Consider the following 25,281-nt stretch of genomic DNA (forward strand, 5'->3'; position numbering starts at 1 on the left):
AATAAATCAGAAAAATATCAGGAGTTTTTGAAGTTCAGTTGTTTTAAAGTTAAACAGCGATTCAACAATGTCGAAATTCTCAAAATATTTCTTTGCAATTTTTACATTAGCTCTACTGATCTCAATCTCATCTTGCAGAAAAGAGGAAATGGAGTTTCAGCAAGAGCAACCAGATGACACTTTGAGCCCAAACAGTGAGGTTGCAGACCTGATGCAACGCACAGCTATGAACGATGGCTCGGTGGATAACATTCTTTTCAATGCCAACTGTTTTACGATTCAACTACCTGTAGATGTTGTTGCAAATGGTGTTTCAGTGAGTGTCAATTCCATTTCGGATTTGAATATGGTTGAGAGCATCTTTGACAATGACGACGATGACACAGATACTCTGGAAATCCAATTTCCAATCTCAATTGTTCTCAATGATTTCTCTGTTGTCAACATTACTTCACTATCTGAATTGTACAGCTATGCGAATAACTGCAATGGTGAAAATGAATGGGATGATGACATTGAGTGTTTAGACTTTCAATATCCTATTTCCGCATCGATCTATAATATAGATAATGAAATTATTTCCACAATAACGGTAAACAGTGATGAACAGATGTACAACTTCATCGACGACATTGACGAGAGCGATATCATCACCATAGATTTTCCTATTTCAATAACTATTTCAACAGGTGAATCTTTAACCATAAATTCTTTAAGTGAGCTTCAAAACACCATTCAAACATATGCAGATGACTGCGATGAGGATGATGACTATGATTATAATGACGATGACTGCAACAACTGTACGCCGTTGCAATTAGTAGATATTTTGACCAATTGTCCAGATTGGATGGTGGATAAACTGGAGCGTAATGACAATGATTATGATGATATCTATGATGGTTACCGCTTTAATTTCTTTACTGATGGCAGTGTGTCAGTATCTTGGAATGCTACAACGGTTTATGGCACTTGGTCTGCCAATGGAACAGGTAATAACATTACAGTAGACATCAATATTCCTAGCCTTCCTTATTGTAACCTTGATTGGAATTTGCACGAAATAGAACAAAATTCAGGTGAAACCAAAGTTGATTTACGTCAAGGTGATGATGATAGGATGCGCTATGAAAGCAATTGCAACTAACTGAAAATATATTGAAAAAGAAAAATTGATTACTTATTCTCCCCAAATCTGAATGTTATAAAGACTGCTTCAGGCCTAACTCTGAAGCAGTATTAGAACAAAGACAATGAAAAAATGGTTAGTCATAATAATCTTGATTTTGATACTAGGGGTTGTAGGTTACAACTATGTTTATCAAGACCATAGAAACATCAGTGAGGAAACTGCTGAATTCACTTTAAGCGCAGATGAGATTAAAAATGAATTTTTATCCGATAACAGTTCAAGTGAAGCAAAATATTTAAACAAAACTGTAATCGTCAATGGAAAAGTTTCTGAAATTGATATGAACTCCATCACTTTAAACTCGAGTGTTTTTTGTCAGCTGAACAACAGTGATTATAAACAATTAAAAATAGGATCAAACACAAAAATAAAAGGAAGAATTATTGGCTATGATGATTTGTTAGAGCAAATCAAAATGGATCAATGCACAATTAGTGAATATTAACTTAAAACCATTTCAAATGAAAAACAATTACACACACAAACTATTTTTAACGCTTTTGCTTTCAGCTTTTAGCTTTATGGCAATGCAATCTCAAGTGAGACTTCAACAAGTTGACCCGGCAACGGGAGCTGTTACCTTGCATAATTATGGTGCCAGTACTGTAAATGTCGGAACCTACTGGTTATGTAATTTTCCGAGTTACGATCAATTGAGTTCATTAACTGTGACATCAGGTTCCTTAAATTTAGCTGCAGGTGCGGAAGTAACTGTAACCTCGTCGATAGGGCTACAGGTTGCCGATTCAGAACTTGGACTGTACAATTCAAGTTCATTTGGTTCATCTACTGCTATGCAAGATTATTTACAATGGGGTTCTGCAGGACATCAACGTGAGGTTGTTGCCGTTAACAAAGGAATATGGACCGCCGGAACTTTTGTAAGTGCCACTCCGCCTTTAGCATACACAGGAAATGGAAGTCAAAACGGAGCGCAATTTTGGGATGCTGCTTTAAGTGTTGGTGAGTTTGAAAATTCAGGCAACTTTAAAATAGTCCAAAATCCAACGCAAGATGTTCTACAATTAGAATTTTCTCAAACCTTAAATCAAGCAGACTTGACTGTTTATAATATTCTTGGTCACATTGTTATGACTGAACAATTGAACTCAACTAATTCTGCAGCCATTTCTGTTTCTGGATATTCAAAAGGAATATATTTCGTGACAGTTGCTTCCAATAGCCAATCGCAAACCAAAAAATTCATAAAAAATTAATATGAGAACTTTAGTCTGTATCATTTTCTGTATACCATATTTTCTGTTTTCGCAAGAAGATTTGCTTGCAGAAATTGATACAGACTCTTCACAAAATGATGTTGCCAATGCCGTTTTCAAGGGTTTAAAAATTGTCAATTTTGAATCGACCAAATTGGTAGCAAAAAAGGAATTAACCTTTGTAGTCGCACATCGATTTGGAAGCATCGAAAATGGCTTCGATAGTTTTTTTGGATTGGACGATGCCGTCACAAGATTGAATTTCATTTACGGCATTTCAGATGGATTCAACGTTAGTGTCTCTAGAAGTTCTTTTCAAAAAATCTACGAGTCGGCCATTAAGTATCGAATTGCGCAACAAACTGAAAATGGTTTTCCATTTACGATAGTTGGCTATCATTCGTTGCTTATAAATACGGCATTAGAGAAAGACAATCTTCCAAAATTAGAGTTTAAGCATCGTTTGGGCTATACAACTCAAGTTTTAATATCAAGGAAATTAAACAGTAAATTATCGGTTGAATTAGCACCCACTTATTTTCACGATAATTACGTCGTTATTGACGAGCAAGACAACTCACAATTTGCTTTAGGACTTGGTGGTAGATACAAACTAGGTAAACGTTGGTCGCTAAATGCGGATTACGGTTGGCATTTGAATAGAGCAAGTAATTCGCCTTTTAAAAATCCATTGTCTTTTGGAGTAGATTTAGAAACGGGAGGTCACGTTTTCCAAATGCATTTTACAAATGCTCAAGCTATGAACACCAATGGTTTTTTAGGCCAAGCCACTGGCGATTGGGGTGATGGTAACATTTATTTTGGATTTAACTTAAGTCGTGTTTTTTGAGAAAATTGCTATGAAAAAGAGAAACACCTATTTTATGTATACCATATTGGTAATTCTGTTTGGTTGCACCAACGCAAGTGAAGATGACCTTATAGACCAAACAGAATTACCTGAAGTGGTCACTTTTGTAGAAGATGTGCAACCAATCATCAACAATAATTGCGTGATGTGTCATACCAATCCACCGGAAAATGGAGCGCCCATGCCCTTGTTAAGTTATGACAATGTCAAAGACGCCGTTTTAAACAGAGGGTTAATCAGCCGTATTTCATCTGAAGATTTAGGGTTTTTGATGCCGTTTGGAGGTCCAAGATTGCCACAGAACCTAATCGATACCATCATTCAATGGGAAGAAGATGGTTTACTCGAAGAATAAAATTAATTATAATATGAAATATTTATTCATTGTATTTCTTTTGATAAGTTTTTCTGGTTTATCGCAAGAAAAATACTTGACCAAGACCGGAACTGTTAATTTCGGGGCCTCTGTTCCCTCTTTTGAGGAGGTCGCCGCACAGAATAATTCCGTCACAGCGATCATCAACGTTAAAACTGGTGAATTTGCAGCATTGGCTCTTGTTAAGGCTTTTCGATTTAAAAATGCCCTGATGGAAGAACATTTTAATGAGAATTATGCGGAATCAGAAAAGTTTCCAAAAGCAACTTTCAGAGGCACCATTGAAAAATTTTCGTTGGAAAATCTTACCTCATCAAAAACTGCTTTCAAACTAAATGGAGAATTAACATTTCACGGAGTTACGAAAAAACTTGATGATTGCACTGTTTCAATCTCAAAAACTGATAAAGGATTAGTAATGGAAGGTAGTTTTGAGGCATTGGCATCAGACTATGGAATTGAAATCCCAAAAATCGTCAGCAATAAAATAGCTCAAGACATAGTGGTCAGTTTTAGATTTGAACTGACGAATTAAACTGTCTGACTTTTTAAGAATAAAAAAAGCCTTTCAACTATTTGAAAGGCTTTCTCTTTGTAGCGGGAACTGGACTCGAACCAGTGACCTTCGGGTTATGAGCCCGACGAGCTACCTACTGCTCTATCCCGCGATATCGGACTGCAAATATAAAAGCTTTTTTTTGATTAAAAAAATAACTCCTTACAAATAAATGAAAGGAGCTATTATAAGATATGATTTGACAATTAAGTCAATACATTAATCTTCTGAATCTAAAGTGGCTATAGAAGTTGTTTCTCGAGTATTTACAAAATCAAACTGTGTTAAATTTGGAAATTGATCCTCCAGCTTTACCAATTCTCCTTGGAACCCGTTGTTTCCAATCATCAAAACTTTTAAGTTAGTAAGATTCGCCATTTCTGTTGGTAAATCTCCATAAAAAGCGTTGTTTGCTATTACCAATTCCTTCAGGTTTGTTAGTTCACCAATAGAAGACGGCAATGTTCCAAACAAATTATTATCAAATGCACTCAAAACCTCTAATTGTTTAAAATTGGAAATTTTTGATGGCAGCTTTCCTGATAATCGGTTACTGCTCAATAATAATTCCTTAAGATTCGTTAATTCAGTGATAGACGCTGGAATTTCGCCCACTAATTGATTGTTGTATAGTTCTAATTGTTGCAAATTTTTCAAACTTCCTATATCAGTTGGAATTTCTCCTTCCAATTTGTTCATGAATAATTGTAATACTCTCAATGAAGAAAGCTGTGTAATTTCCGAAGGAATTTTTCCTTCCAATTGATTGAAGGATATATTCAGTTCTTGCAAATTCTTTAAATTACCAATACTCGTAGGAATAGTTCCGGAAATATTATTTCTGAAAAAATCGATTTTTTGTAAATATTGTAGATCTCCAAATTCTGACGGAAGTTTTCCTTCTAGATTATTAAAAGACAGATTTAACTCTACAACCTTATCTTCAGAAATCACAACCCCATACCAAGTAGAAACTGGTGATTCCAAGTTCCACGTGTTGCTCCAAGAAGCTCCATTAGTGGAATTATATAAAGCTAACAAAGCATTTTTTTCTTTGGTGGAAATATTACCGAATGTTACAATCGTAACGAAGCAGAACAGTAGCGTAACTTTTAAATTGTTCATAATGGTAGATTTTTGCGAGGGAGCACATTTATAAAACGAATATAAGCTGAAACCGACTAACCACCAATTTTTTTCGATGAACTACATATTCAAAATCAATATAAAAATATAAATAATTGATTTTCAATAATTTAAATTTTCAAAAGATTTTAGCTTTCTGCCTGAAAATCAACGATTTCATTCTCTTGAATTTGAAGTTTAATATGAATAGGATTACAACATATTTCACAATCTTCGATATAAGATTGATTTGTAACAGATTTATCTATCAACATGGAAATGGTTTCCCAACAATACGGACACTGGAAAAAATATTCTTCCATACTAACTTAAAATTTCGAGTTCCATTTGTATATTTTCCCATTCCTTCAATAAGCTTGCTAAATCTTTCTTTGCAGCATCATACTTATCAAAAAATTTAGGATCCGAGACTGTCATATCATAATCAGTTGCCAACTCTACATCCATTGTTTTGATGTCTTTTTCTAACTGACTGATTTTTGCCTCAATGTTGCTTAACTTATTGTTAAGTGATTTTAACTTTTTTTGATCTTCGTATGATTGCTTGTTGGTTTCTTTTGGTTGCTCCAAAACAACATCACGCTTTTCAACTTCTCGCAGATTTTCAACATTTCGTTGTTCCAAATAAAAATCAATATCTCCTAGATACTGCTTGATTTTCTGGTCCTTAAATTCGTAAATCCTATTGGTCAAACCCTGAAGAAAATCTCTATCATGCGATACTAATATCAATGTACCTTCAAATTTTTTCAATGCCTCCTTGAGAACATTTTTAGATTTAATATCCAAGTGGTTGGTTGGCTCATCCATCACCAAAACGTTGAATGGCTGCAACAATAATTTAGCCAAGGCCAAACGATTTCGTTCTCCTCCAGAAAGTACTTTTACATACTTATCTACCTCTTCACCTCTAAACAAAAATGAACCAAGAATATCCCTAACCTTGCTTCTGTTCTTTTCATTAGCTGCATCAATCATCGTGTCCAATACTGTCTTATTGCCATCGAGATATTCCGCCTGATTTTGGGCAAAATATCCAATTTGCACATTGTGACCCAATTTCAGTTTACCTTCATGGTTTAATTCACCAACGATGATTTTTGCCAACGTAGATTTTCCTTGACCATTTTGACCTACAAACGCCGTTTTACTGTCGCGCTCTATCGTCAGATCGATATTCTTCAACACTTGAAGTTTATCATATGTTTTACTGATACGATGTGCTTCAATCACGACCTTACCAGGAGTAACGGAGACAGGAAAATTAAGTGTCATAACACTGTTATCATCCTCATCAACCTCTATTCTATCAATTCTATCCAGCTTTTTGATGAGCGACTGCGCCATTGATGCTTTTGAAGCCTTTGCACGGAATTTTTCAATCAGTTTTTCAGTCTGTTCTATCTGTTTTTGCTGGTTTTTTTGAGCTGCTACCTGTTGCTCTTTAATTTCATTACGCAGTATCAAATATTGTGAATAAGGTTTTTTGTAGTCATAGATTCTACCAAGTGAAATTTCGATGGTTCTATTAGTAACATTATCCAAAAACATTTTATCGTGACTAACGATGACTACAGCACCAATATAGCTTTTAAGAAATCCTTCCAACCAGATGATAGATTCGATATCCAAATGATTCGTAGGCTCATCGAGCAATAAAATATCATTATTTTGAAGCAATAATTTCGCCAGCTCAATCCTCATGCGCCATCCTCCGGAAAATGTGTCAGTAAGTTTATTGAAATCTTCTCGTTTGAAACCCAAGCCTTGAAGAATTTTCTCTGTTTCGCCTTGGTAATTATAACCACCTATGATTTCATATTGATGTTGGATTTCATTCAAATCAACCATTAATTGATGATATCCTTCACTTTCATAATCATCACGTTCCACTAACTGATGGTTGATATCCTCTATTTTAGCTTCCAATGCCCTGATGTCTTTGAAAGCTTCATAAGATTCCTCCAAAACCGTCCTTCCAAACTCAAAATCAATATCCTGCTTTAGGAAACCTATGCTCAAATTTTTATCGGCAGCAATCTGACCCGAATCTGGTTCTAATTCTTTTGACAAAATCTTTAGCATCGTCGATTTCCCTGCGCCATTTTTTCCAATGAGACCAATTCTATCTCCAGCACCAAGTCTGAACGTGATGTCTTCGAATAAATATTCTCCCTGAAACGATATTGATAAGTTATGAATGTTAAGCATTTTTGTGACTAATGTTACAAACTTTTGGTATTAAAAACCGTAAATTTGTAGGACTTTAAAATTGCAAAAATACATAATCTGTATGATAAACAAGGGAAGTAAACTTTATAGTGTGTTTACAGGTGCATGTCCTAAATGCCATGAGGAATCGATGTATATCAATTCAAATCCGTACCAACTTGACGAGACCTTAAAGATGCACGACAAATGTTCTCATTGTGGCACCAAATATCGAATTGAGCCTTCATTTTTCTATGGATCCATGTATGTGAGCTATGCTGTAGGAGTAGCTTTTGCCGTGGCAGCGTTCGTAATAAGTTATTTATTCTTGAATTCCAGCTTAATCACAGCGTTTATAGCCATTGTAGGAACACTGATTGTGTGCGGACCAATAATAATGCGTTTATCAAGAAACATCTGGATTAACTTTTTTATGCATTTTGATAAATCTCTTGCCAAGAAATCCTAGTTAATCGAATCTATCGATATTCATTTCGCTATCAATAGAAATACCATATTCTAAATATTCGAATAGCTGTTTTGCAGCATATGGGGCAATCATTACGCCTCTTGTTCCCAGACCGTTTAAAATAGCCATATTTTTATGGATGGGATGTAAACCAACCAAGGGCCTTCTATCTTTTACGGTAGGGCGTATGCCTGCTCGCTGACCGATTACCTCAAATTCGCAATTTATGACCTGTTTTAAATTTAATAGAAGTTCATCTCGAGCTTCTACAGTTGTGTCGTGGGTCTTATCTTTCCAATTATAGGTTGCACCTACTGAATACCAATCGTTACCTTCTGGCACAATAAATATTGAAGACTTTAAAATAAAATCAATCTTCAGTTCTGGGGCGTATATGGTAAGTACTTCGCCTTTTGCAACATTCAATGGCAAATAATTGAAGTAAGGATTTTTCACCATCCCAAAACCTTCCGCAAAGACTATATATTTGGATTTCAAATCATTGTAGACATACTCGTCCTCTTTTAAAATCAAATTACTGTAGTCAAAGCTTTCGAGGCGATATGTTCCTATGTTTTTTAGAAATTCTTTATAATGCTTTAACAACAAAGCAGTATCAATTCGACCAGAATTATTCACTTTGCCAAATCCAAATGCTGCATCAATATAAGGGTTACTATTCTTGATAAGTTCCGGAGACAGATAATCCTCCAATATTCGTTTATCTGCAGCGATAAACCATTCATTTTGCTCTTCTACAGATGTAAACCGTCTATAGACTGGCATTTCATAATTCAATTTGATGTTCAATTTTTCCTCCAATCTTTTATAAAATGGAAGAGCAATTGACAACTGTTCTTTGGATCTCCATACATTGGTAAATCTTTTTAGAACAACAGGATTATATAAACCTGCAGCGACTATAGATGAAAGTTGAGAATGGTCGTCAAAAACCATAAACGATTTATTGTGGCCTATCAATTGTTCACAATAGGCCACTCCAGCCAAACCACAACCAACAATGATATAATCAACTTCTTTCATCAAAGCAAAAATATGATAATAAAAAAACGCTCACCTAAAAAGTGAGCGTTTTTTATATTTATCGTTAGGCAATCTTTAATAGGCCCACATATCTTGTTCAAAATCTCGAATTTTGTCCTTAATTCTATCAGATTCCAATAATTGCATCAACGCATTATCTGCCACATAATCCTTAACTTCTCTATCACCATAAACGTTTTCTTCTTTATACATGTATCCATTAAAACGTCTAGAATTTAATAAATGGTCAAAAGATAACGGCATAGAACTGTTTTTGTTGTTGAATGCTTTTGCTTCATGAAGAACTTGTCTCACTTCTGGATAAAAAACCCAGAACAATGCAATTGGTTCTTTATTAGCTTCATCTTCAGAATCAATGAAGTTAACATCTGGAGCTGCAGGTGCAAGACCAAGAATACGATATTTCAACTCACCTTGACGCTTGTCAAAATACCAAAGTCCTTTAATCAAATAAGCACTGATATCATAAGATTGGATATCTCTCTTTGTGATATATTCAGGATCTACCTTACCTTCTGCATTATATTGCTGGTAACCAATATCCAATGTATCTACCTTATGTAAGGCTGATTCAATATCCTTTAAAGTACGTTTCGCCGTAAAATACGAATCATCATAGAGATTTTCTATAGTTCCGTCTTCAATGTTTTTTAACAAAACATCATAAAGAGAACGTCTATTTTTACCTATGTTGTTTGTATCAACAGGAAAGTAAAGAGGAAAATTGACTCGCTCATCCAACACGACTTTTTCCCAAGTCATTTTTGAGAACAGGATATCCCTATCATCAACATAGCCATACTCTAAAGGCTTATCGTTATCCATAGCCAATTGGGCTTCAGATTTCTTGCCAATCTCTTCAGGAGTTTTTGCATTTAGCAAATTCGTTTGAGCAAACGAACCTGAAGCTACAATAACTCCTACAACGGTTAATAAAAAACTTCTTAAATTCATATTTCTAGTTATTATTTGGGACACTTACTTTAACCTCATACTGGGCAAAAGCTTTACCTAAATTATAATTTATTAGTTAGATATTTCAACAAATACTGGAGACACATTCGGTAATTTAACCGGATTGCCCACGATAGAAGCTTTAATATCGAAAATCTGAACACCATCACCTCTGGATGCTTTACGCAATGCATTTTTAGCTTGGTCATTCATCTTATTACCATTAACACTTACAGATGGTTGTCCAGGAACTTTTACTTTAAATGATGTTACAGTTAGATTTAAATCAAAATCAAAATCATTTAAAACAGCGCCTACAGTACCAATTTCTAAATTTTGTCTTGGTAAACTCACATTATCTTGTTGACCTGCAATAGTACCAGATGGTTTAGGAATATCCTTTATTCGAAATGTAGCCCTATCACTCACTTTAGATCCATCAGGAAGTGTTCCAGTCACATTGATCACTACTTCTCTACCTGTACCAGGTCTCATTTCATATTTACCAACACCACCAGCTTTAGACAAACCAGGAGCACTTGCAGATACATTATTATCAGACACACCGGCAAATGAAATAGTCATTGGGTTTACAACACCACGATATACCACATTCATCTTATCTGCAGAAATAGTTGCAGAGTTTGGTTTAGGAACTACAGCATAACTGCTTTTAACCGGTATACTAATAATTGAATCACCTTCTTTGAATTGGAATTCCCCAACAATTTCTCTTTCGCCTACAGCACCTGCAGGGAATTTCAAGATTGTTTGACCTTGCTGCATTGCATCAGCTGGTAATTCCTTTCCATTAATTATAACTTTATTTGCTCTTAAGGTTTTGTCATTTTTCCCAAGGATGATTCTTCCTGTAAATTCTTCTCCAGAAAAGAAAGCTGTCTTATCTGGTACGACAATTGCGTCAAAGTTTGTTAAAGAGGCCTCAACTTTTAATTTTCCAGCCAGCATTGAAGACAGCACTTCTGATTCAGTAGTTTTCACATCGGCTTGCAATTGTGTCATTTTAGTAAGAGACGCAACCAATGGGAAACCCTTATAATGATAATCTAACCATTGTATTGTATTACCATCTCTATTCTTGACCGGCTCGGTACTAAATTTAGCTTGCACATCTTTCGCAATACTTGCCATATCTGGGTTAGTATTCAAAACAGCCACTACACCATCTCTAAATTTTGCTATCTGATCCATAAACTCTTGACCTTCTGGCTTAAGTTTATCACCAATGAAGAAATGGTTATCAAGAAAGTCGCCTTTATCCATTACCTCATAATCTTTAGGATCTTCTAATTTGGCCGTCATTTGACTTTTCAAATTAGCAAGATAACTATTGAAATCATTAGCTAAAACCGAAATTTGATCAGCTTGAGCCTTTAAGGGTTGGTATTTCGCAGGTTGCTCTTCAACTTTTTCGGCCAAACCAGCCATAAAAGCTTCATTTCTAGCTGTTGCTGCTTCGTTCGATTCAGTCAACTTTTCGTTCATTAATCCAAATGCTGAAAGCACTTCTTTTGACATATTCAATGCTAGCATCGCAATGAAGATCAAATACATCAAGTTAATCATTTTCTGCCTTGCAGATAGTTTTCCACTTGCCATTTATAATCAGTTTAAGTTTTGTTAATCAATAAATTGTTAAATTACTAATACTAATTATTTCTGTTCATTGCAGAAAGCATTCCACCGTAAACACCATTCAGTGATGACAGGTTAGAAGCTAATGATTGCATTTGTTCTTTTAATTTTTGAGCGTTTTCTACTGCTTCTTCGTTGATCGATGCTTGACGACTTGCAGCTTCCATCTGCACTTTGTAAAGACTGTTCAGAGATTCCATTTGAGCAGCAGCCAATGACATTTCTTCTCCATATTTCTTTGTAGCAGCTATTGAATCTACAGTTGGGCTGATACCTTTAGCAGCTCCTTCGAAATTCTTGATGCTGTTTCCTAAACTTGCCATCAATTCTCCATCTATTTTGGCCTCTTTCAACAATTCGTCCAATTTTTTAGATAAAAGACCTTCAGCATCTTTAGGTTGCTCTTTCTTTTTGTCAGCGCTCTTGCCTCCAGCCAATTCAGGGTAAACCAATGACCAGTCTAAATCATCATCTACTGGTTCGAATGCAGAAATTGCAAAGATAATTGCTTCTGTGATTAGACCTATTGCCAACATTACGTTACCTGTCAAAGGTCCTATTTCGAAGTGAATGATTTTAAAAAGTGCACCTATAATTACTACTGATGCTCCTAGTCCGTAAGCCATGTTCATAAACCTCTTACTTGCTCTTGATTGTGCCATGATTTTTGTTGTTTTTAGTTAAGTTAAATACTTAAGTAGATTAATATTAATTTTAGTTTGTTGTTGTTTATTGATTTTTGTAATGTACAAATTAGTTTGTCCCGTTACCTGCATTTGCAGTTACATCTGTTCCCATGTAGTCTTGAACCGTTCTGAAACCAATGTAACTTCTTGCAGAATCAGCATATTCATAATCTCTTGAACTCACTTGCAAGAAATAAGCAACATCTTTCCAAGAACCTCCACGAACAACTTTGCGCTGGTTATCCGCATCATTCACATTAGGATTGATTGTTGACATATACTCATATGATCCTGGATCGTAAGAACCATTTACCCATTCTGATACATTACCCGCCATGTTATAAAGATTAAAATCGTTTGGATCGTAAGATTTTGCTTCTACAGTATATAAAGCCTGGTCAGCAGCATAGTCACCACGCAATGGTTTAAAGTTTGCCATGAAACAACCTCTATCATTTTTAGCATATGGTCCACCCCAAGGATAAGTAGCACCTTGAAGACCACCTCTAGCTGCATACTCCCATTCCGCTTCAGATGGTAATCTAAATCTGTTTACAGGTTGTGCTCCTTTTTTCTTTTGATAAGCATTTTTCTTCAACGTTCTCCATTGACAGAATGCATTCGCTTGTTTCCAAGACACACCGACTACAGGATATTCTCCGTAAGCTGCATGCCAGAAATAATCATTGTGCATAGGCTCATTATAAGAATAAGCAAAGTCCCTAATCCAAGCTGTGGTATCGGGATATACTTCCACTTCTTCTTGAACAATAAATTCAGAACGTTTTCTGTTTTTGTTTTTTGCAGCTTTGGCGATGTCCATATACGTATATTGGAATTTGAATTTTCTAACATCCCAAGTACGTTGGCCGTTATAAGATTCTTCCAATGGTAAATACATAGTATCCATAACTTCCGCATAATATTCGTCTGGATAGTCTGAAGTGTCAAAAATCAAATCAACGTCATGATTTAACTTTCTCCCTTCATATCCAGTCGGTCCTAAACCACTATAATTATCATACATGTATTTTTCATAAACAGTCATGTTTTCAGGATCTGCATCTTTAAATGCAAATTCACCAATACCACCAGAACCAGGAGTTTGTCCTACTTCGTCTGCCAAAATAGCCAATTTAGTTCTTAATATTGAATCACGAACCCAATACACAAATTCTCGATACTCATTATTGGTAATTTCAGTCTCGTCCATGTAAAAGGCACTTACAGTAGCAGTTTTGGTTGGTGCATCTTGAACACCAGCGATGTCATCATCCGACTTACCCATGATAAAGGCCCCACCAGGAACCAATGTCATACCATAAGGTTTTTCCGGATGCCATTTCTTTCCTTTAACTCCAACTAGTTCTCCTCTGTCTCCAGATCCACAACTAGCCAATAGAGCTAAAACAGCGGTTAATAAAGCAAACTTCTTCATATTCATATAAACTCGAGGTTAAAATATTAGTTTTAAATTTGGTCTTAAAAAATTTGAGGTGGTAAACATATCTATATATTTTCAAATAAACAATTTTTTTTTAATTTTTTTTACACTTTATCCTAAAAATATGCATTTCATCGACTAAAGAAATGTTAAACTATTTATTACAAATGTAATTAAAAACTGTTCTTTTTATATGCTTTATACCATCTTTCTGGTATTTTACCGTGACTTGCTTCAACGTAATCCTCATACATGCATGGTAATAACGTATGTTTTTTTAATTTATTATTAACATTTGGTAAAAAAGGAATCTCAATCCACCAGCGGCCTGTTTTAACACTTTTATAGAAAATCAGCTCTTCATCTTCCACCAACACATTATATTTCTGATAGTTTGAATCAACTTTGAAATCATCATCCTTTATTCTACAATTTACGCCTTCGATGAAATACCAAACTATTTGGGCAACGAGCATTGCCGTTACACTATCATCTTTAGATGCCCGATACTCGTAAACGCCAAATGACGATACTTTATTGCTAATACCAGCATACCTAGCAATGGCACAAATTTCTTTTCCATCAAATCCATTAGGCGAATGCTTCTGTTTTGATGACACTTCAGAAGCTCTTACACATTTCAAATCCATACTCACTATATGTGCATCTCGCATAACTGGTTCTACTAAATGTATGGATTTTGAGATTTCGCCTAAACGATATGCTTCAAAATAAAGCTTCTCCATCAAATCAATTTCTTCTTGCGAATTGAAATACGTTTGATAACCGATTGTAGAATAATTGAAAAGATTATATGGTTTCTCTAAAATGATCTTACCAAGGTAGCTGTTGTTCTTTATTTCTTGATTTGAATCTCCTAAATCAAAATTAGAATCGACATTCACAATGTTGACCATAGGAGCAAACGTATCATACGCTCTATAATTGGGATAAGTCAAATCCTGGCTTCCACCTAATATTATAGGAATAATTTTCTTTTCCAGCAAAACGGACAAAGTAGTCCTTAATGCAAAATAGGTATCCTCGACCGTTTCGCCTTTGAGAATGTCACCCAAATCAGCAATCTGTGTATCCCAATTGCCTGGAAACAATCCATATAAGGAAACCCTTAATGTGTCAAAGCTAAAATCCTCTCCTATATAATTGACGTCATTCCTGTTTTCTAAAACACCAAGAATTGCAATCTTTACACCATCTAAATCTGGAACACCCAATTGTTTGGAATGAATTCTTACTTTCCTTCCTAGTGCTTGTTCCGATAAGAGTTCGTTATGAGCCAAGACGGCATCAGAAACAGGCGAAAGAAAATTAAAGTTCATATTTAAATGTTGCGTCGTTTAGCCTAGAAAGGTTTTATGTGGTTTTTAATTTTCCCAAATGTAATCAAAACTATTTTTTTGAAGTTTTTTTCTTAGTAACTTTTCTAGTTGTTGATTTCTTTTTTGGTGTTTTGCTTGCGATGAGTTCCGCAGCATCTTTTAAAGTCATTTTTGAAACGTCGACAGATTTGTCCAATTCTATCTTCACCTTTCCTTTGGTAACTGTGTGTCTTCCCCATCTTGCCTTTTCTACTTTGATACCTTCTTCTTCCCAATGATGAATCAACTTGTCTTTCTCCTTTTGGATTTTATCTTCAATCAATTCTTCTATATCCTTATCAGATAAATTATCCCAGTCATATTTTTTGCTGACATTAATGAAAGTATTGTTCCATTTGATGAATGGACCAAAACGACCTTTACCTTTTACAACTGGAAGATTTTTATACATATATATAGGAGCATCGGCTTTTTGCTTTTGTTTGATAAGCTCGATCGCTTCATCTAGGTCAACACTCATAGGGTCTGTGCCATTGGGCAATGATACAAATGAATCTCCGAACTTCACATAAGGTCCAAAACGACCGTTATTGACTTCGACTGATTGACCCTCATACTTTCCTAAATCTTTCGGTAGTTTGAACAAGTCTAAAGCTTCTTCGTAAGTAATGGAGTTCAACTGCTGTTCAGGCAACAAGCTTGCAAATTGAGGTTTTTCTTCTTCATCTGGAGTTCCAATTTGAACCATAGGACCAAATTTACCCAAACGCACCAAGACCGTCCTGCCTGTTTTTGGGTCGGTTCCTAAAATACGCTCTCCAGATTCACGCTCTGCATTTTCCTGTACATCTTCAACTTGAGGATGAAAATCCTTATAAAAGTTTTTCATCATCTTGGTCCAATCTTCTTTTCCTTCAGCAATATTATCAAAATCCTCTTCCATTTTAGCCGTAAAATTATAATCTAAAATGGTCTCAAAATGATTCACCAAGAAATCGGTCACTATCATCCCAACATCTGTGGGAACAAGTTTCCCTTTATCAGAACCAACTTTTTCAGTTAATTCTTTTTCCTTTATAGTATTCGCCTTAAAAGTAAGTTTGGAATAATTACGCTCTGTGCCTTCAACATTACCCTTTTCAACATAATTACGATTTTGGATAGTTGAAATAGTTGGTGCATATGTGGATGGACGACCAATACCTAACTCTTCCAATTGCTTTACCAATGATGCTTCGGTATATCGATAAGGAGGACGCGTATAACGTTCCGTTGCAGCAATATAATTATTAAGGAGTGTTTCACTGGTTTTCATAGCAGGCAACATTCCTTCTTGTTCTGTATCTTCATCATCTGTGCCTTCCAAATACACTTTCAAGAATCCATCGAACGTAATCACTTCTCCATTAGCTGTAAATTGTTCTTTATGTGTCGAAGCACTAATCTTCACATTGGTTCGTTCCAATTCAGCCTCGCTCATTTGCGATGCAATGGCACGCTTCCAAATTAAATCATACAAACGCGCTTGATCTCTATCGATGGTAACAGAATGTACTGAAAAATCTGTTGGTCGAATTGCCTCGTGAGCTTCCTGTGCTCCTTTTGATTTACCTTTATAATTACGAGGTTTGCTATACTTTGAACCATAAGCTGCTTCAATTTCAGCTTTTGCTCCATTTCTGGCTTCATCCGATAAATTAACACTGTCTGTTCTCATATAAGTGATGAGACCAGCCTCATAGAGGCGTTGTGCCATCGTCATTGTTTTACTTACCGAGAAATATAATTTACGCGAAGCCTCTTGCTGCAACGTTGATGTTGTAAAAGGTGCAGCTGGTGATTTTTTCGCTGGCTTTTTTTCAAGTTCTGCAACTTTAAAGTTTGCATTTATATTAGATTCCAGAAACTTATAAGCATCCTCTTTTGAAGCGAATGACTTTCCTAATTTGGCCTTAAATGTCTGACCTGCTTCATTTGAAAATTCTGCATCAATTCTATAGGATGCTTCAGGTGTAAAATCCTGGATTTCGCGCTCTCTTTCCACAATCAATCTTACCGAAACTGATTGAACACGTCCTGCCGAGAGGCCTCCTTTGACCTTTTTCCATAAAACTGGTGACAATTCGTAACCAACAATTCGGTCCAAAACCCGTCTGGCTTGCTGTGCATCTACCAAATGATAATCAATCGAGCGAGGGTTTGCTATCGCTTTTTGAATGGCGCTTTTGGTAATTTCGTGAAAAACGATACGTTTAGTTTTCGCTTTATCGAGCTTCAAGGTTTCTGCCAAGTGCCAAGCGATTGCCTCTCCTTCACGGTCCTCATCGCTCGCCAACCAAACAGTCTCTGCTTTGCTTGCCAAGTCTTTCAATTTCTTGACAACATCTTTTTTATCTTTGGAAACTTGATACTTGGGTTGAAAATCGCCTTCTACATCAACACCCAACTCCTTTGAAGGTAAGTCGGCAATATGCCCAAAACTGGACTCAACCTTAAACTCTTTACCAAGAAATTTCTCAATGGTTTTTGCTTTTGCAGGTGACTCAACAATTACTAAATTCTTCGCCATATTCAATTTTTTATGCCTACAAATGTATATGAAAAAAAAGTATTCAACCTAATTTTAAATTTTTTCACTTCATACAAACGGTCATTTTAATCGATAAAAATCATAAAAAAAGCCTGAAAAATTCAGGCTTACATTTATATATTTAATTGCTTCTATAATTGAAAGGTACTTAATAAAGTTATCGAGTTACTAGTATATTGATATTGATACAGCACATTATTTCCAATCATCAATAGCGAATTAGACAAAGGTATAACATCCGTAGCGTGCACATTGCTAAAAGTTTCGACCCATTGTAAGTTTAAAGGATTCGATTTATCAAACACTTTCAAACCAGCTTGTCCATCACAGACAAACAAAACATCCTCTTTAAATCCTAATCCATATGGATTTTCCAAGAGGTGGGTTGCCATCAATGTTGGATAACGCTTGTCACTTATATCAATCACTTCCAGAACACTTTCTTGCTGACCACAATTGTTGCCACCTCTCAAAGTCAAGTATGCATAATCGCCATCTACAACTACAGGGTCGCAACCTGTCCAATGCACAAATTCTGACACATAACTTGGAGCTTCGGCGTTATCCAAACTATAAATATACATTCCATCTGTGCTACCTAAATATAGGTAACCATCCGCCTGAAACATCGTTTCAATATTGTTACCCGAATAAAAGGTATTTGTAAATGTGGGTTCAGACAAGTTTGATATATTGAAAATTGACATATCGTGTGTACCAACTGTATAGAGGTAATTATCCACTATCTGAAAACGCGCCAAAGATCCGCCCGTTCCCACAGAATTTAATCCTCCTGAATCATTAGAACCAGTATTTATTGTTTCAAAACCATAGTCATCAACAATCTCGATACTTCTCTCCTCAATAGTCCAACCAATAATTATATCTGTTTCATAATTGTAGTTACTGTAATCAACCGAATAAATGTTTTCAGGAAATCTAAAATCGTAAGATTCAAAAACATCTTCCAATTGACCAACTAATTCAATATTAACAATATCCGAAATGTCAAAAACAACCAAATCAATAGCGCTATCCGCATATAAAAAATTGTTTTTTACAGAAATATCTTCATTACCAGGAATCTTAATGTAAGCGACAGCTGCTGGAGCTGACGGATCTGTATTGTCTATGACGTGTACACCTTCATATTTATCATTCACGAAGATATAATTCTCATAAGCATAAATTTTCCCCGATTGACTGATAGGTTTCGGAGATTGAATTTCTATCAAATCCCTAAATTCAGATTTACTTACAACTTGTGGAATACCAACATTGACCGTTTGATATTCTGGATCATCATTATTACAGGACATTGCGACTGCAATGAGCAAAAAAAGGACATAATTTTTCATAAGAAGCTGGTTTTTACGGTAGATGCAAATGTATCAAAAAGGTTGCGTCAAAATTCTTCAATTTTTCCTATTTGATCTATTTCGCTTATTTCCTCAAAACCAACAACTTCTCGATAGATTACATATGTTGGAAAATAAACAATTGAAATGGTAAATAGAACCCCAATAAAACAAGCAAATAGCCCTAACATTCCCAGTAAACCACAGACAAATATGCTACCGAAAGTAACTAACCACTTTTTATTGCCTATCATAAAACTGGTTTTAAGGATTTCTTCCACAGACATTTCAGGATTGTATGCAAAGATGACCGAAAAATACATTAATGGAACAATCGCGTATATATAAGGTATGAAACAAAGTAGCATAGCGACATAACTGATTGCTGAATGCACAAGGGATAACATCAAAATTTTTCCTAGATATTCCTTCTTGAAGTAGAAAAAATACTCTTCCGTAGATCTATTATCAACATCCTTCATTTTCACAATTCTATAAAAACCAGCAAATACTCCTAGTTGAAGTGTGGTTGAAATTACTGTGAAGGGAAAATTATATAATGTACTGACTCCAAAACTTCTTGAAAAACTTTCGATACTAAAATCGTCTATATAAAAGGTATTTGGAACAACCAACCCAAGCATTTCTAAAATGAATTGTGACAAGAGCGAAAGTGGTATGCCTATGACAGCCAAAATGATAATGGTTAGAAAACCTTGAACCCATAATTTTTTGAACAATTCAATTGATTCTGAAATGACTGCCCCAAAATCGACCTCTCGAGCATTGTTGATTTTTGAATGGATGTCTGTAAGTCTCATATTTAAAAGTTAGGTTGATGTTTCTTCAAATAAACGAATACTATTTGAAATGTTCAAACAAAATTAACAACTGTCACTTTGTCACAATTCTTAAATAATTATATCTTTGCGCACTTAATTGATTTGAAAGTAATTTCATTCTATAATGGAAAAAGTCATCGACGAAACCAAGCAAGGAGAAAGTCTTGTGCTCCAACAAAAGGAAGGCAACACTCGAAAACTATATATCGAGAGTTACGGCTGCGCAATGAACTTTAGCGACAGCGAAATTGTTGCTTCAATTTTGGCCAATGAAGGTTTTAATACCACCAACAGTCTTGAAGATGCCGATTTGGTATTGGTGAATACCTGCTCTATTCGCGATAAGGCTGAACAGACCGTTAGAAAGCGTTTGGAAAAATACAATGCAGTTAAAAAAGTAAACCCAAAGATGAAAGTTGGCGTTCTTGGCTGTATGGCTGAACGGTTAAAGAGCAAATTTCTCGAAGAAGAAAAAATCGTAGACTTGGTGGTTGGACCAGATGCCTATAAAGATTTACCAAACCTTATCGAAGAAGTTGAAGATGGTAGAGACGCCATTAACGTCATTCTTTCCAAAGATGAAACTTATGGCGACATATCTCCAGTTAGATTGAACACCAATGGCGTTACAGCATTTGTATCCATTACGAGAGGATGTGACAATATGTGTACTTTTTGCGTTGTCCCATTTACTCGTGGAAGAGAGCGCAGTCGCGACCCACAAAGTATTATTGAGGAAGTTAATGATTTATGGAACAAAGGTTATAAAGAAATCACTTTGCTTGGCCAGAATGTAGATAGCTATTTATGGTATGGTGGTGGATTGAAAAAAGATTTCGACAAAGCTTCTGATTTACAAAAAGCCACTGCAGTCAATTTCTCCCAACTATTGGAAATGTGCGCACTTGCCCAACCAAAAATGCGTATTCGTTTTTCGACATCCAATCCGCAGGATATGACCCTTGATGTGGTGAGAACTATGGCGAAATTCGAAAATATTTGCAATTACATTCATTTGCCTGTTCAAAGTGGAAGTAATCGTATTTTGAAAGCGATGAACCGTCAACATACAAGAGAAGAATATTTTAAGTTGATTGACGATATTCGCGAAATTCTTCCAGATTGTGCCATCAGCCAAGATATGATAACCGGTTTTCCAACAGAAACAGATGAAGACCATCAAGATACATTGACATTGATGGAATATGTAAAGTATGATTTCGGGTATATGTTCGCCTATTCTGAACGACCTGGAACATTGGCAGAACGAAAATTAGAGGATGACGTGCCTGAAGAAGTCAAAAAACAGCGTCTAGTGGAAATTGTTGATTTGCAGCAAAAGCATAGTCACTATCGAACACAACAGTTTGTTGGAAAAACCGTGGAAGTTCTCATCGAAAAACCATCTAAAAAATCAGATGCACATTGGTCAGGACGCACACCGCAAAGCACAGTTGTGGTATTTCCAAAGGAACATTATAAAGTTGGCGATTTCGTCAATGTAAAAATAAACGAATGTACTACTGCAACCCTAATTGGTGAAGCCGAAGGATATTCAAAGAACAATTAAATATAACTAAATGAAAAAACTCTTTTTAATTCTATTAGCTCTTGGATTTTTTACTGCTTGCGATGTTGAGCCAATTGATAGAGCTGTTCTAAATGACACTGGCAACAATGGCAATGGCAACGGAAACAATACAAGTGATGAGCCGCTAGCGCTGAATGCCTACAGCTGGGATCTTAATTCAACTGTTCCTTTTTTTGGTAACATCATTATCAATACTGACTTTTCATTCAACAATAGCAATAAGGTCAGTTCCTCTATTGTAGCTTCAACATTTCTGGGCCAACCCTTTACTGAAAATGTTGTGTATACCAGAGATAGCTCAAACAGAATCACTGGTTACACAAGCACCTCTTCAGGTATGACCACCAATACAGCAGTGGTAACCTATGAAGGAAACAACATATCTCAAATTGTTTACGATTATGTTGAAGATGACGAGGATGATTACACTTATAACTTTGCTTATTCAGGAAACACCATCACAAGAACTGAAGTAGGCTCGTCTATTTCAACAGTATTCACTTTGAATGGAAACAATAAATTGATAAAGAAAGAATCGTTTGATGGGACAACGTCTATCAAAACTGAAGTTTTGGATTACGACGGACTTGGCAACTGTATTGCTTCTATCATTACAGGAGAAGATGCCACAACAACTTCATTTGCTTTTGACACCAATGATAGCCCTTTGAAAGATGCATTCAGCGATCAATATATGTTGTCATTTTTGAATGATGATTATTCGGATGACCTTGGAAGTTCGATGGCACAATTTGACAGCCCTAACAATTGGATAGGAGTTACAACTCCAGAAGGTTCTGTAAGTTTTACTGTTGAATACGATGCTGATGATAGAATCACTAGTAGAAATGGAAGTTATGATTTAGGTGATGGTGTGTTGATTCAGCTTTCGGAAACCTTTCAATTTGTGAATTAAATCCTTTACAAAGTCTAGGCTCTTAAAGTCTTAACTCTTGACTCTTAGAAATGGAATCAGTACAAGCAATAAAACAACGATTTGGAATCATCGGCAACGACCCAAAACTCAATCGTGCCATTGAAAAAGCCATTCAAGTGGCTCCTACCGATATTTCTGTGTTGGTAACTGGTGAAAGTGGTGTTGGTAAAGAGAGTATTCCAAAAATCATTCATCAATTATCACATAGAAAACACGGAAAATATATTGCCGTTAACTGTGGTGCCATTCCAGAAGGAACGATAGACAGTGAATTGTTTGGTCACGAAAAAGGCGCATTTACAGGTGCCACGCAAACTCGCGAAGGTTACTTTGAAGTGGCTGATGGCGGTACCATTTTTTTGGATGAAGTTGGAGAATTGCCTTTAACCACTCAAGTAAGATTGCTTCGTGTTCTCGAAAATGGCGAATTCATCAAAGTTGGTTCCAGTAAAGTTCAAAAAACGAATGTTCGCATTGTCGCAGCAACAAATGTTGAAATGTTTGAAGCCATCAAAAAAGAAAAGTTTCGGGAAGATTTATATTATCGTTTGAGTACGGTCGAGATTAATATTCCTCCTTTGCGCGAGCGAAAAGATGATATTCATTTATTGTTTAGAAAATTCGCAAGTGATTTTGCCATCAAATACAAAATGCCTACCATCAAATTGAATGATGATGCTGTTGACGTCCTTTTGAAGAACCGATGGAACGGAAATATCAGACAGTTGAGAAATATTGCTGAACAAATCTCGGTTTTGGAACAGAATAGAACCATCAACGCTCGAACATTACAAAGCTATTTGCCTAACTATGGTAGCAATTTGCCTGCTGTCGTTCAAACTTCAAAGTCAGAAAGCGATTTTAGTAGCGAACGTGAAATTCTCTACAAGGTGCTTTTTGATATGAAAAGTGATTTGAACGATCTTAAGAAATTGACTTTGGAATTGATGAAAAATGGCAATGCCAGTGATGTTCAAAAGAAAAATGAAGGATTGATTCAAAAAATTTATGGCGAAGGAGATGAAACTGATTTTGAGGAAGCCACTGAAGAAGCAGAAATTCTGTCACTTTCAGATCGACCAAACCATCAAAATCAAATAATTGATGAGGATTCTTCAGAAAATATAAAAGACAAGTATCATTTCGCCGAAGAAATTGAAGAGGAAGAAACGCTATCTTTACACGATAAGGAATTGGAATTGATAAAAAAATCTTTGGAGCGCCATAACGGCAAACGTAAATTGGCAGCCGCCGAACTAGGTATTAGCGAGCGTACACTCTATCGAAAAATCAAACAATTTGATTTATAATCAAACGTTATTCAGTAAAAAGCACACGTGAAAAATTTAAGGTTTTTAATAGCAACTGCAATTTCCCTAACACTTTTTGGGTGTTGGAAATATTCTTTTACTGGAGCCTCAATCCCAGAAGGAACAACAAGTTTTCAAGTGAATTATTTTCAAAACAATGCGCCATTGATTGAACCTGGTCTTGAGCGCGATTTTACTTTGGCGCTTCAAGATTTGATTTTGAATCAAACAAGTCTAGACCTTGTAAAGTCCGGTGGTGATTTAACGTATGAAGGTGAAATTACCGAATACCGTATTTCTCCTACCACTGCAACAGCTGATAATCGAGCGGCACAAAACAGATTGACTATTTCAGTGAATGTCCGTTTTTATGATAAGAATGATTCTGATGCTGAAATGGAACAACGTTTTTCCTTTTTCTATGATTATCCAGGACAGGCGCAATTGGTAGGCAGCCAAAAGGACACAGCGCATCAAGAAATTTTTGAGCGTATTACACAAGATATCTTTAATGCAACTTTGGCAAAATGGTAATTAAATTTTGAACAAAGATCAATTTACATATCTATTACAGCATCCGCAGCAAATAACTGTGACACAAACCAATGATATCAATTCCATCATTGAAAAATACCCATATTTTCAGCCTGCCAGAGCGTTGTATTTAAAAGGTTTGAAAAACAAGGATAGCTTTAAATACAATCAAGAATTAAAAATAACTGCGGCTTATACTACCGACAGAAGTATTCTGTTTGATTACATAACTTCTGACACTTTCAATCAAAATGAGATTTCGCAACAGATCAAGCAAAATTCCGATCATCTAAAGGATATTTACGTCAATGAATTTGATGATATTTCAATCAATAGAAGCGTTGAAATTGATGATGCTTTAAAGGAGCAAATTAAATCTACACAAGGAGCACTTGATCCTGATTTGTTCATCGAACGAATGACCATTGGCACGATTGCCAATTTCAATATTGAAAGTGAAGAAAAAACGGATGAACTTGAAAAGAAAAATGAAGACATCAAGCCAGAAGAAGTTTTAAATATTGGCAAGCCTTTGGAATTTGATAGGTCTGAAACCCATTCGTTTGCAGAATGGTTGAAAATCACAAGTTTTAAACCAATCATTCGAGAGCCAGAAGAAAAAAAGGAACCAGAAAAAGTAGAAAACGAATCATCTATTGAACGAAAATTTGAGTTGATTGATAAGTTTCTGGAATCAAATCCGAAGATTATTCCATCAAAAGAAAGCAATACCCAAAACCTGGCAAAAGCACAGCCAGCGCAGAATGACGGCTTAATGACCGAGACTTTGGCACGTATTTATTTGGAACAAAAAAACTACGAAAAGGCAATTCAATCTTATAAAATTTTAAGTTTGAAATATCCAGAAAAAAGTGGTTTCTTTGCAGACCAAATTAAAGCAGTCAAACAATTACAAGAAAAAAATAATATATAATA

General features: G+C 35.6%; 24 protein-coding genes and 1 tRNA gene. 12 read left to right on the forward strand and 13 right to left on the reverse strand.

Annotated features, from left to right (window positions below; all coding sequences use genetic code 11):
• Positions 1-67 precede the first annotated feature (67 nt).
• The 6 genes from M0G43_RS05910 to M0G43_RS05935 all read left to right on the forward strand — a co-directional run bounded on the left by M0G43_RS05910 (position 68) and on the right by M0G43_RS05935 (position 4,191).
• Positions 68-1,147: a hypothetical protein gene (locus tag M0G43_RS05910; RefSeq protein ID WP_248024361.1), complete on the forward strand. Its 1,080-nt coding sequence runs from the start codon at positions 68-70 to the stop codon at positions 1,145-1,147.
• A 106-nt stretch (positions 1,148-1,253) separates the two neighbouring features.
• On the forward strand, positions 1,254-1,637 hold the full coding sequence (locus M0G43_RS05915; protein WP_248024363.1) for an OB-fold putative lipoprotein: 384 nt from the start codon (positions 1,254-1,256) through the stop codon (positions 1,635-1,637).
• Positions 1,638-1,653: 16 nt separating this feature from the next.
• Positions 1,654-2,409, forward strand: coding sequence for a T9SS type A sorting domain-containing protein (locus M0G43_RS05920; RefSeq protein ID WP_248024365.1), 756 nt, complete (start codon positions 1,654-1,656; stop codon positions 2,407-2,409).
• A gap of 1 nt (position 2,410) precedes the next feature.
• Positions 2,411-3,259: a DUF5777 family beta-barrel protein gene (locus M0G43_RS05925; RefSeq protein ID WP_248024367.1), complete on the forward strand. Its 849-nt coding sequence runs from the start codon at positions 2,411-2,413 to the stop codon at positions 3,257-3,259.
• Positions 3,260-3,269: 10 nt separating this feature from the next.
• On the forward strand, positions 3,270-3,635 hold the full coding sequence (locus M0G43_RS05930; RefSeq protein ID WP_248024369.1) for a hypothetical protein: 366 nt from the start codon (positions 3,270-3,272) through the stop codon (positions 3,633-3,635).
• Positions 3,636-3,648: 13 nt separating this feature from the next.
• Positions 3,649-4,191: a YceI family protein gene (locus M0G43_RS05935; protein WP_248024371.1), complete on the forward strand. Its 543-nt coding sequence runs from the start codon at positions 3,649-3,651 to the stop codon at positions 4,189-4,191.
• Positions 4,192-4,251: 60 nt separating this feature from the next.
• On the opposite strand, the gene M0G43_RS05940 is transcribed toward M0G43_RS05935, so the two are convergent.
• From M0G43_RS05940 to M0G43_RS05955, 4 genes are all read right to left on the reverse strand, one after another.
• Positions 4,252-4,324: transfer RNA gene (locus tag M0G43_RS05940), tRNA-Met, on the reverse strand.
• 107 nt (positions 4,325-4,431) lie between these two features.
• The gene (locus M0G43_RS05945) at positions 4,432-5,337 is read right to left on the reverse strand and encodes a Two component regulator three Y domain protein (RefSeq protein WP_248024373.1); all 906 of its coding nucleotides are present in this window, start codon (positions 5,335-5,337) and stop codon (positions 4,432-4,434) included.
• 149 nt (positions 5,338-5,486) lie between these two features.
• Positions 5,487-5,660: a CPXCG motif-containing cysteine-rich protein gene (locus M0G43_RS05950; RefSeq protein ID WP_248024375.1), complete on the reverse strand. Its 174-nt coding sequence runs from the start codon at positions 5,658-5,660 to the stop codon at positions 5,487-5,489.
• Between the two features lies 1 nt (position 5,661).
• Positions 5,662-7,569: an ABC-F family ATP-binding cassette domain-containing protein gene (locus M0G43_RS05955; RefSeq protein WP_248024377.1), complete on the reverse strand. Its 1,908-nt coding sequence runs from the start codon at positions 7,567-7,569 to the stop codon at positions 5,662-5,664.
• Between the two features lie 82 nt (positions 7,570-7,651).
• On the opposite strand from M0G43_RS05955, the gene M0G43_RS05960 reads away from it, so the two are divergent.
• Positions 7,652-8,038 carry a DUF983 domain-containing protein gene (locus M0G43_RS05960; RefSeq protein WP_248024379.1) on the forward strand — a complete coding sequence of 129 codons (387 nt, stop codon included), beginning with the start codon at positions 7,652-7,654 and terminating at the stop codon, positions 8,036-8,038.
• Here the strand turns inward: M0G43_RS05960 and M0G43_RS05965 are convergent, their stop codons facing one another.
• From M0G43_RS05965 to M0G43_RS06005, 9 genes are all read right to left on the reverse strand, one after another.
• Positions 8,039-9,082 carry an NAD(P)/FAD-dependent oxidoreductase gene (locus M0G43_RS05965; protein ID WP_248024382.1) on the reverse strand — a complete coding sequence of 348 codons (1,044 nt, stop codon included), beginning with the start codon at positions 9,080-9,082 and terminating at the stop codon, positions 8,039-8,041.
• Positions 9,083-9,157: 75 nt separating this feature from the next.
• The gene (gene gldN / locus M0G43_RS05970; RefSeq protein WP_248024383.1) at positions 9,158-10,057 is read right to left on the reverse strand and encodes a gliding motility protein GldN; all 900 of its coding nucleotides are present in this window, start codon (positions 10,055-10,057) and stop codon (positions 9,158-9,160) included.
• A 72-nt stretch (positions 10,058-10,129) separates the two neighbouring features.
• Positions 10,130-11,677, reverse strand: a complete 1,548-nt coding sequence (gldM, locus tag M0G43_RS05975; RefSeq protein ID WP_248024384.1) for a gliding motility protein GldM — start codon at positions 11,675-11,677, stop codon at positions 10,130-10,132.
• A 50-nt stretch (positions 11,678-11,727) separates the two neighbouring features.
• On the reverse strand, positions 11,728-12,375 hold the full coding sequence (gldL, locus tag M0G43_RS05980; RefSeq protein WP_248024387.1) for a gliding motility protein GldL: 648 nt from the start codon (positions 12,373-12,375) through the stop codon (positions 11,728-11,730).
• Positions 12,376-12,466: 91 nt separating this feature from the next.
• A complete protein-coding gene (gene gldK, locus M0G43_RS05985; RefSeq protein ID WP_248024389.1) occupies positions 12,467-13,837 on the reverse strand; it encodes a gliding motility lipoprotein GldK in 1,371 nt (456 codons plus the stop codon).
• 179 nt (positions 13,838-14,016) lie between these two features.
• Positions 14,017-15,183, reverse strand: coding sequence for a formimidoylglutamase (locus M0G43_RS05990; RefSeq protein WP_248024392.1), 1,167 nt, complete (start codon positions 15,181-15,183; stop codon positions 14,017-14,019).
• A gap of 70 nt (positions 15,184-15,253) precedes the next feature.
• On the reverse strand, positions 15,254-17,752 hold the full coding sequence (topA, locus tag M0G43_RS05995) for a type I DNA topoisomerase (protein WP_248024394.1): 2,499 nt from the start codon (positions 17,750-17,752) through the stop codon (positions 15,254-15,256).
• A gap of 152 nt (positions 17,753-17,904) precedes the next feature.
• Positions 17,905-19,131 carry an LVIVD repeat-containing protein gene (locus M0G43_RS06000; protein ID WP_248024395.1) on the reverse strand — a complete coding sequence of 409 codons (1,227 nt, stop codon included), beginning with the start codon at positions 19,129-19,131 and terminating at the stop codon, positions 17,905-17,907.
• A gap of 47 nt (positions 19,132-19,178) precedes the next feature.
• On the reverse strand, positions 19,179-19,952 hold the full coding sequence (locus M0G43_RS06005; protein ID WP_248024397.1) for a hypothetical protein: 774 nt from the start codon (positions 19,950-19,952) through the stop codon (positions 19,179-19,181).
• A 145-nt stretch (positions 19,953-20,097) separates the two neighbouring features.
• Here M0G43_RS06005 and miaB point away from each other — a divergent pair, with 145 nt between their 5' ends.
• Genes miaB through M0G43_RS06030 form a run of 5 tightly spaced genes read left to right on the forward strand, consistent with a single transcriptional unit; the run spans position 20,098 to position 25,279 of the window.
• Entirely contained in the window at positions 20,098-21,543 is a 1,446-nt protein-coding gene (gene miaB / locus M0G43_RS06010; RefSeq protein ID WP_248024400.1) for a tRNA (N6-isopentenyl adenosine(37)-C2)-methylthiotransferase MiaB, read from the forward strand.
• A gap of 10 nt (positions 21,544-21,553) precedes the next feature.
• Positions 21,554-22,480 (forward strand): hypothetical protein, encoded by a 927-nt coding sequence (locus M0G43_RS06015; protein ID WP_248024402.1) that lies wholly within the window; start codon positions 21,554-21,556, stop codon positions 22,478-22,480.
• Positions 22,481-22,530: 50 nt separating this feature from the next.
• Entirely contained in the window at positions 22,531-23,811 is a 1,281-nt protein-coding gene (locus M0G43_RS06020; RefSeq protein ID WP_248024404.1) for a sigma 54-interacting transcriptional regulator, read from the forward strand.
• A 27-nt stretch (positions 23,812-23,838) separates the two neighbouring features.
• Entirely contained in the window at positions 23,839-24,345 is a 507-nt protein-coding gene (locus M0G43_RS06025) for an LptE family protein (RefSeq protein ID WP_248024405.1), read from the forward strand.
• A 7-nt stretch (positions 24,346-24,352) separates the two neighbouring features.
• On the forward strand, positions 24,353-25,279 hold the full coding sequence (locus M0G43_RS06030; protein ID WP_248024408.1) for a hypothetical protein: 927 nt from the start codon (positions 24,353-24,355) through the stop codon (positions 25,277-25,279).
• The last annotated feature ends 2 nt before the right edge of the window (positions 25,280-25,281 follow it).

Origin of the sequence: Subsaxibacter sp. CAU 1640, assembly GCF_023156585.1 — a bacterium.
Classification (GTDB): domain Bacteria; phylum Bacteroidota; class Bacteroidia; order Flavobacteriales; family Flavobacteriaceae; genus JBPOFM01.

Coding starts and splice junctions, on each gene's coding strand:
- M0G43_RS05910 (WP_248024361.1), top strand. CDS start 68: ATGTCGAAATTCTCAAAATATTTCTTTGCAATTTTTACATTAGCTCTA.
- M0G43_RS05915 (WP_248024363.1), top strand. CDS start 1,254: ATGAAAAAATGGTTAGTCATAATAATCTTGATTTTGATACTAGGGGTT.
- M0G43_RS05920 (WP_248024365.1), top strand. CDS start 1,654: ATGAAAAACAATTACACACACAAACTATTTTTAACGCTTTTGCTTTCA.
- M0G43_RS05925 (WP_248024367.1), top strand. CDS start 2,411: ATGAGAACTTTAGTCTGTATCATTTTCTGTATACCATATTTTCTGTTT.
- M0G43_RS05930 (WP_248024369.1), top strand. CDS start 3,270: ATGAAAAAGAGAAACACCTATTTTATGTATACCATATTGGTAATTCTG.
- M0G43_RS05935 (WP_248024371.1), top strand. CDS start 3,649: ATGAAATATTTATTCATTGTATTTCTTTTGATAAGTTTTTCTGGTTTA.
- M0G43_RS05945 (WP_248024373.1), bottom strand. CDS start 5,337: ATGAACAATTTAAAAGTTACGCTACTGTTCTGCTTCGTTACGATTGTA.
- M0G43_RS05950 (WP_248024375.1), bottom strand. CDS start 5,660: ATGGAAGAATATTTTTTCCAGTGTCCGTATTGTTGGGAAACCATTTCC.
- M0G43_RS05955 (WP_248024377.1), bottom strand. CDS start 7,569: ATGCTTAACATTCATAACTTATCAATATCGTTTCAGGGAGAATATTTA.
- M0G43_RS05960 (WP_248024379.1), top strand. CDS start 7,652: ATGATAAACAAGGGAAGTAAACTTTATAGTGTGTTTACAGGTGCATGT.
- M0G43_RS05965 (WP_248024382.1), bottom strand. CDS start 9,082: ATGAAAGAAGTTGATTATATCATTGTTGGTTGTGGTTTGGCTGGAGTG.
- gldN (WP_248024383.1), bottom strand. CDS start 10,057: ATGAATTTAAGAAGTTTTTTATTAACCGTTGTAGGAGTTATTGTAGCT.
- gldM (WP_248024384.1), bottom strand. CDS start 11,677: ATGGCAAGTGGAAAACTATCTGCAAGGCAGAAAATGATTAACTTGATG.
- gldL (WP_248024387.1), bottom strand. CDS start 12,375: ATGGCACAATCAAGAGCAAGTAAGAGGTTTATGAACATGGCTTACGGA.
- gldK (WP_248024389.1), bottom strand. CDS start 13,837: ATGAAGAAGTTTGCTTTATTAACCGCTGTTTTAGCTCTATTGGCTAGT.
- M0G43_RS05990 (WP_248024392.1), bottom strand. CDS start 15,183: ATGAACTTTAATTTTCTTTCGCCTGTTTCTGATGCCGTCTTGGCTCAT.
- topA (WP_248024394.1), bottom strand. CDS start 17,752: ATGGCGAAGAATTTAGTAATTGTTGAGTCACCTGCAAAAGCAAAAACC.
- M0G43_RS06000 (WP_248024395.1), bottom strand. CDS start 19,131: ATGAAAAATTATGTCCTTTTTTTGCTCATTGCAGTCGCAATGTCCTGT.
- M0G43_RS06005 (WP_248024397.1), bottom strand. CDS start 19,952: ATGAGACTTACAGACATCCATTCAAAAATCAACAATGCTCGAGAGGTC.
- miaB (WP_248024400.1), top strand. CDS start 20,098: ATGGAAAAAGTCATCGACGAAACCAAGCAAGGAGAAAGTCTTGTGCTC.
- M0G43_RS06015 (WP_248024402.1), top strand. CDS start 21,554: ATGAAAAAACTCTTTTTAATTCTATTAGCTCTTGGATTTTTTACTGCT.
- M0G43_RS06020 (WP_248024404.1), top strand. CDS start 22,531: ATGGAATCAGTACAAGCAATAAAACAACGATTTGGAATCATCGGCAAC.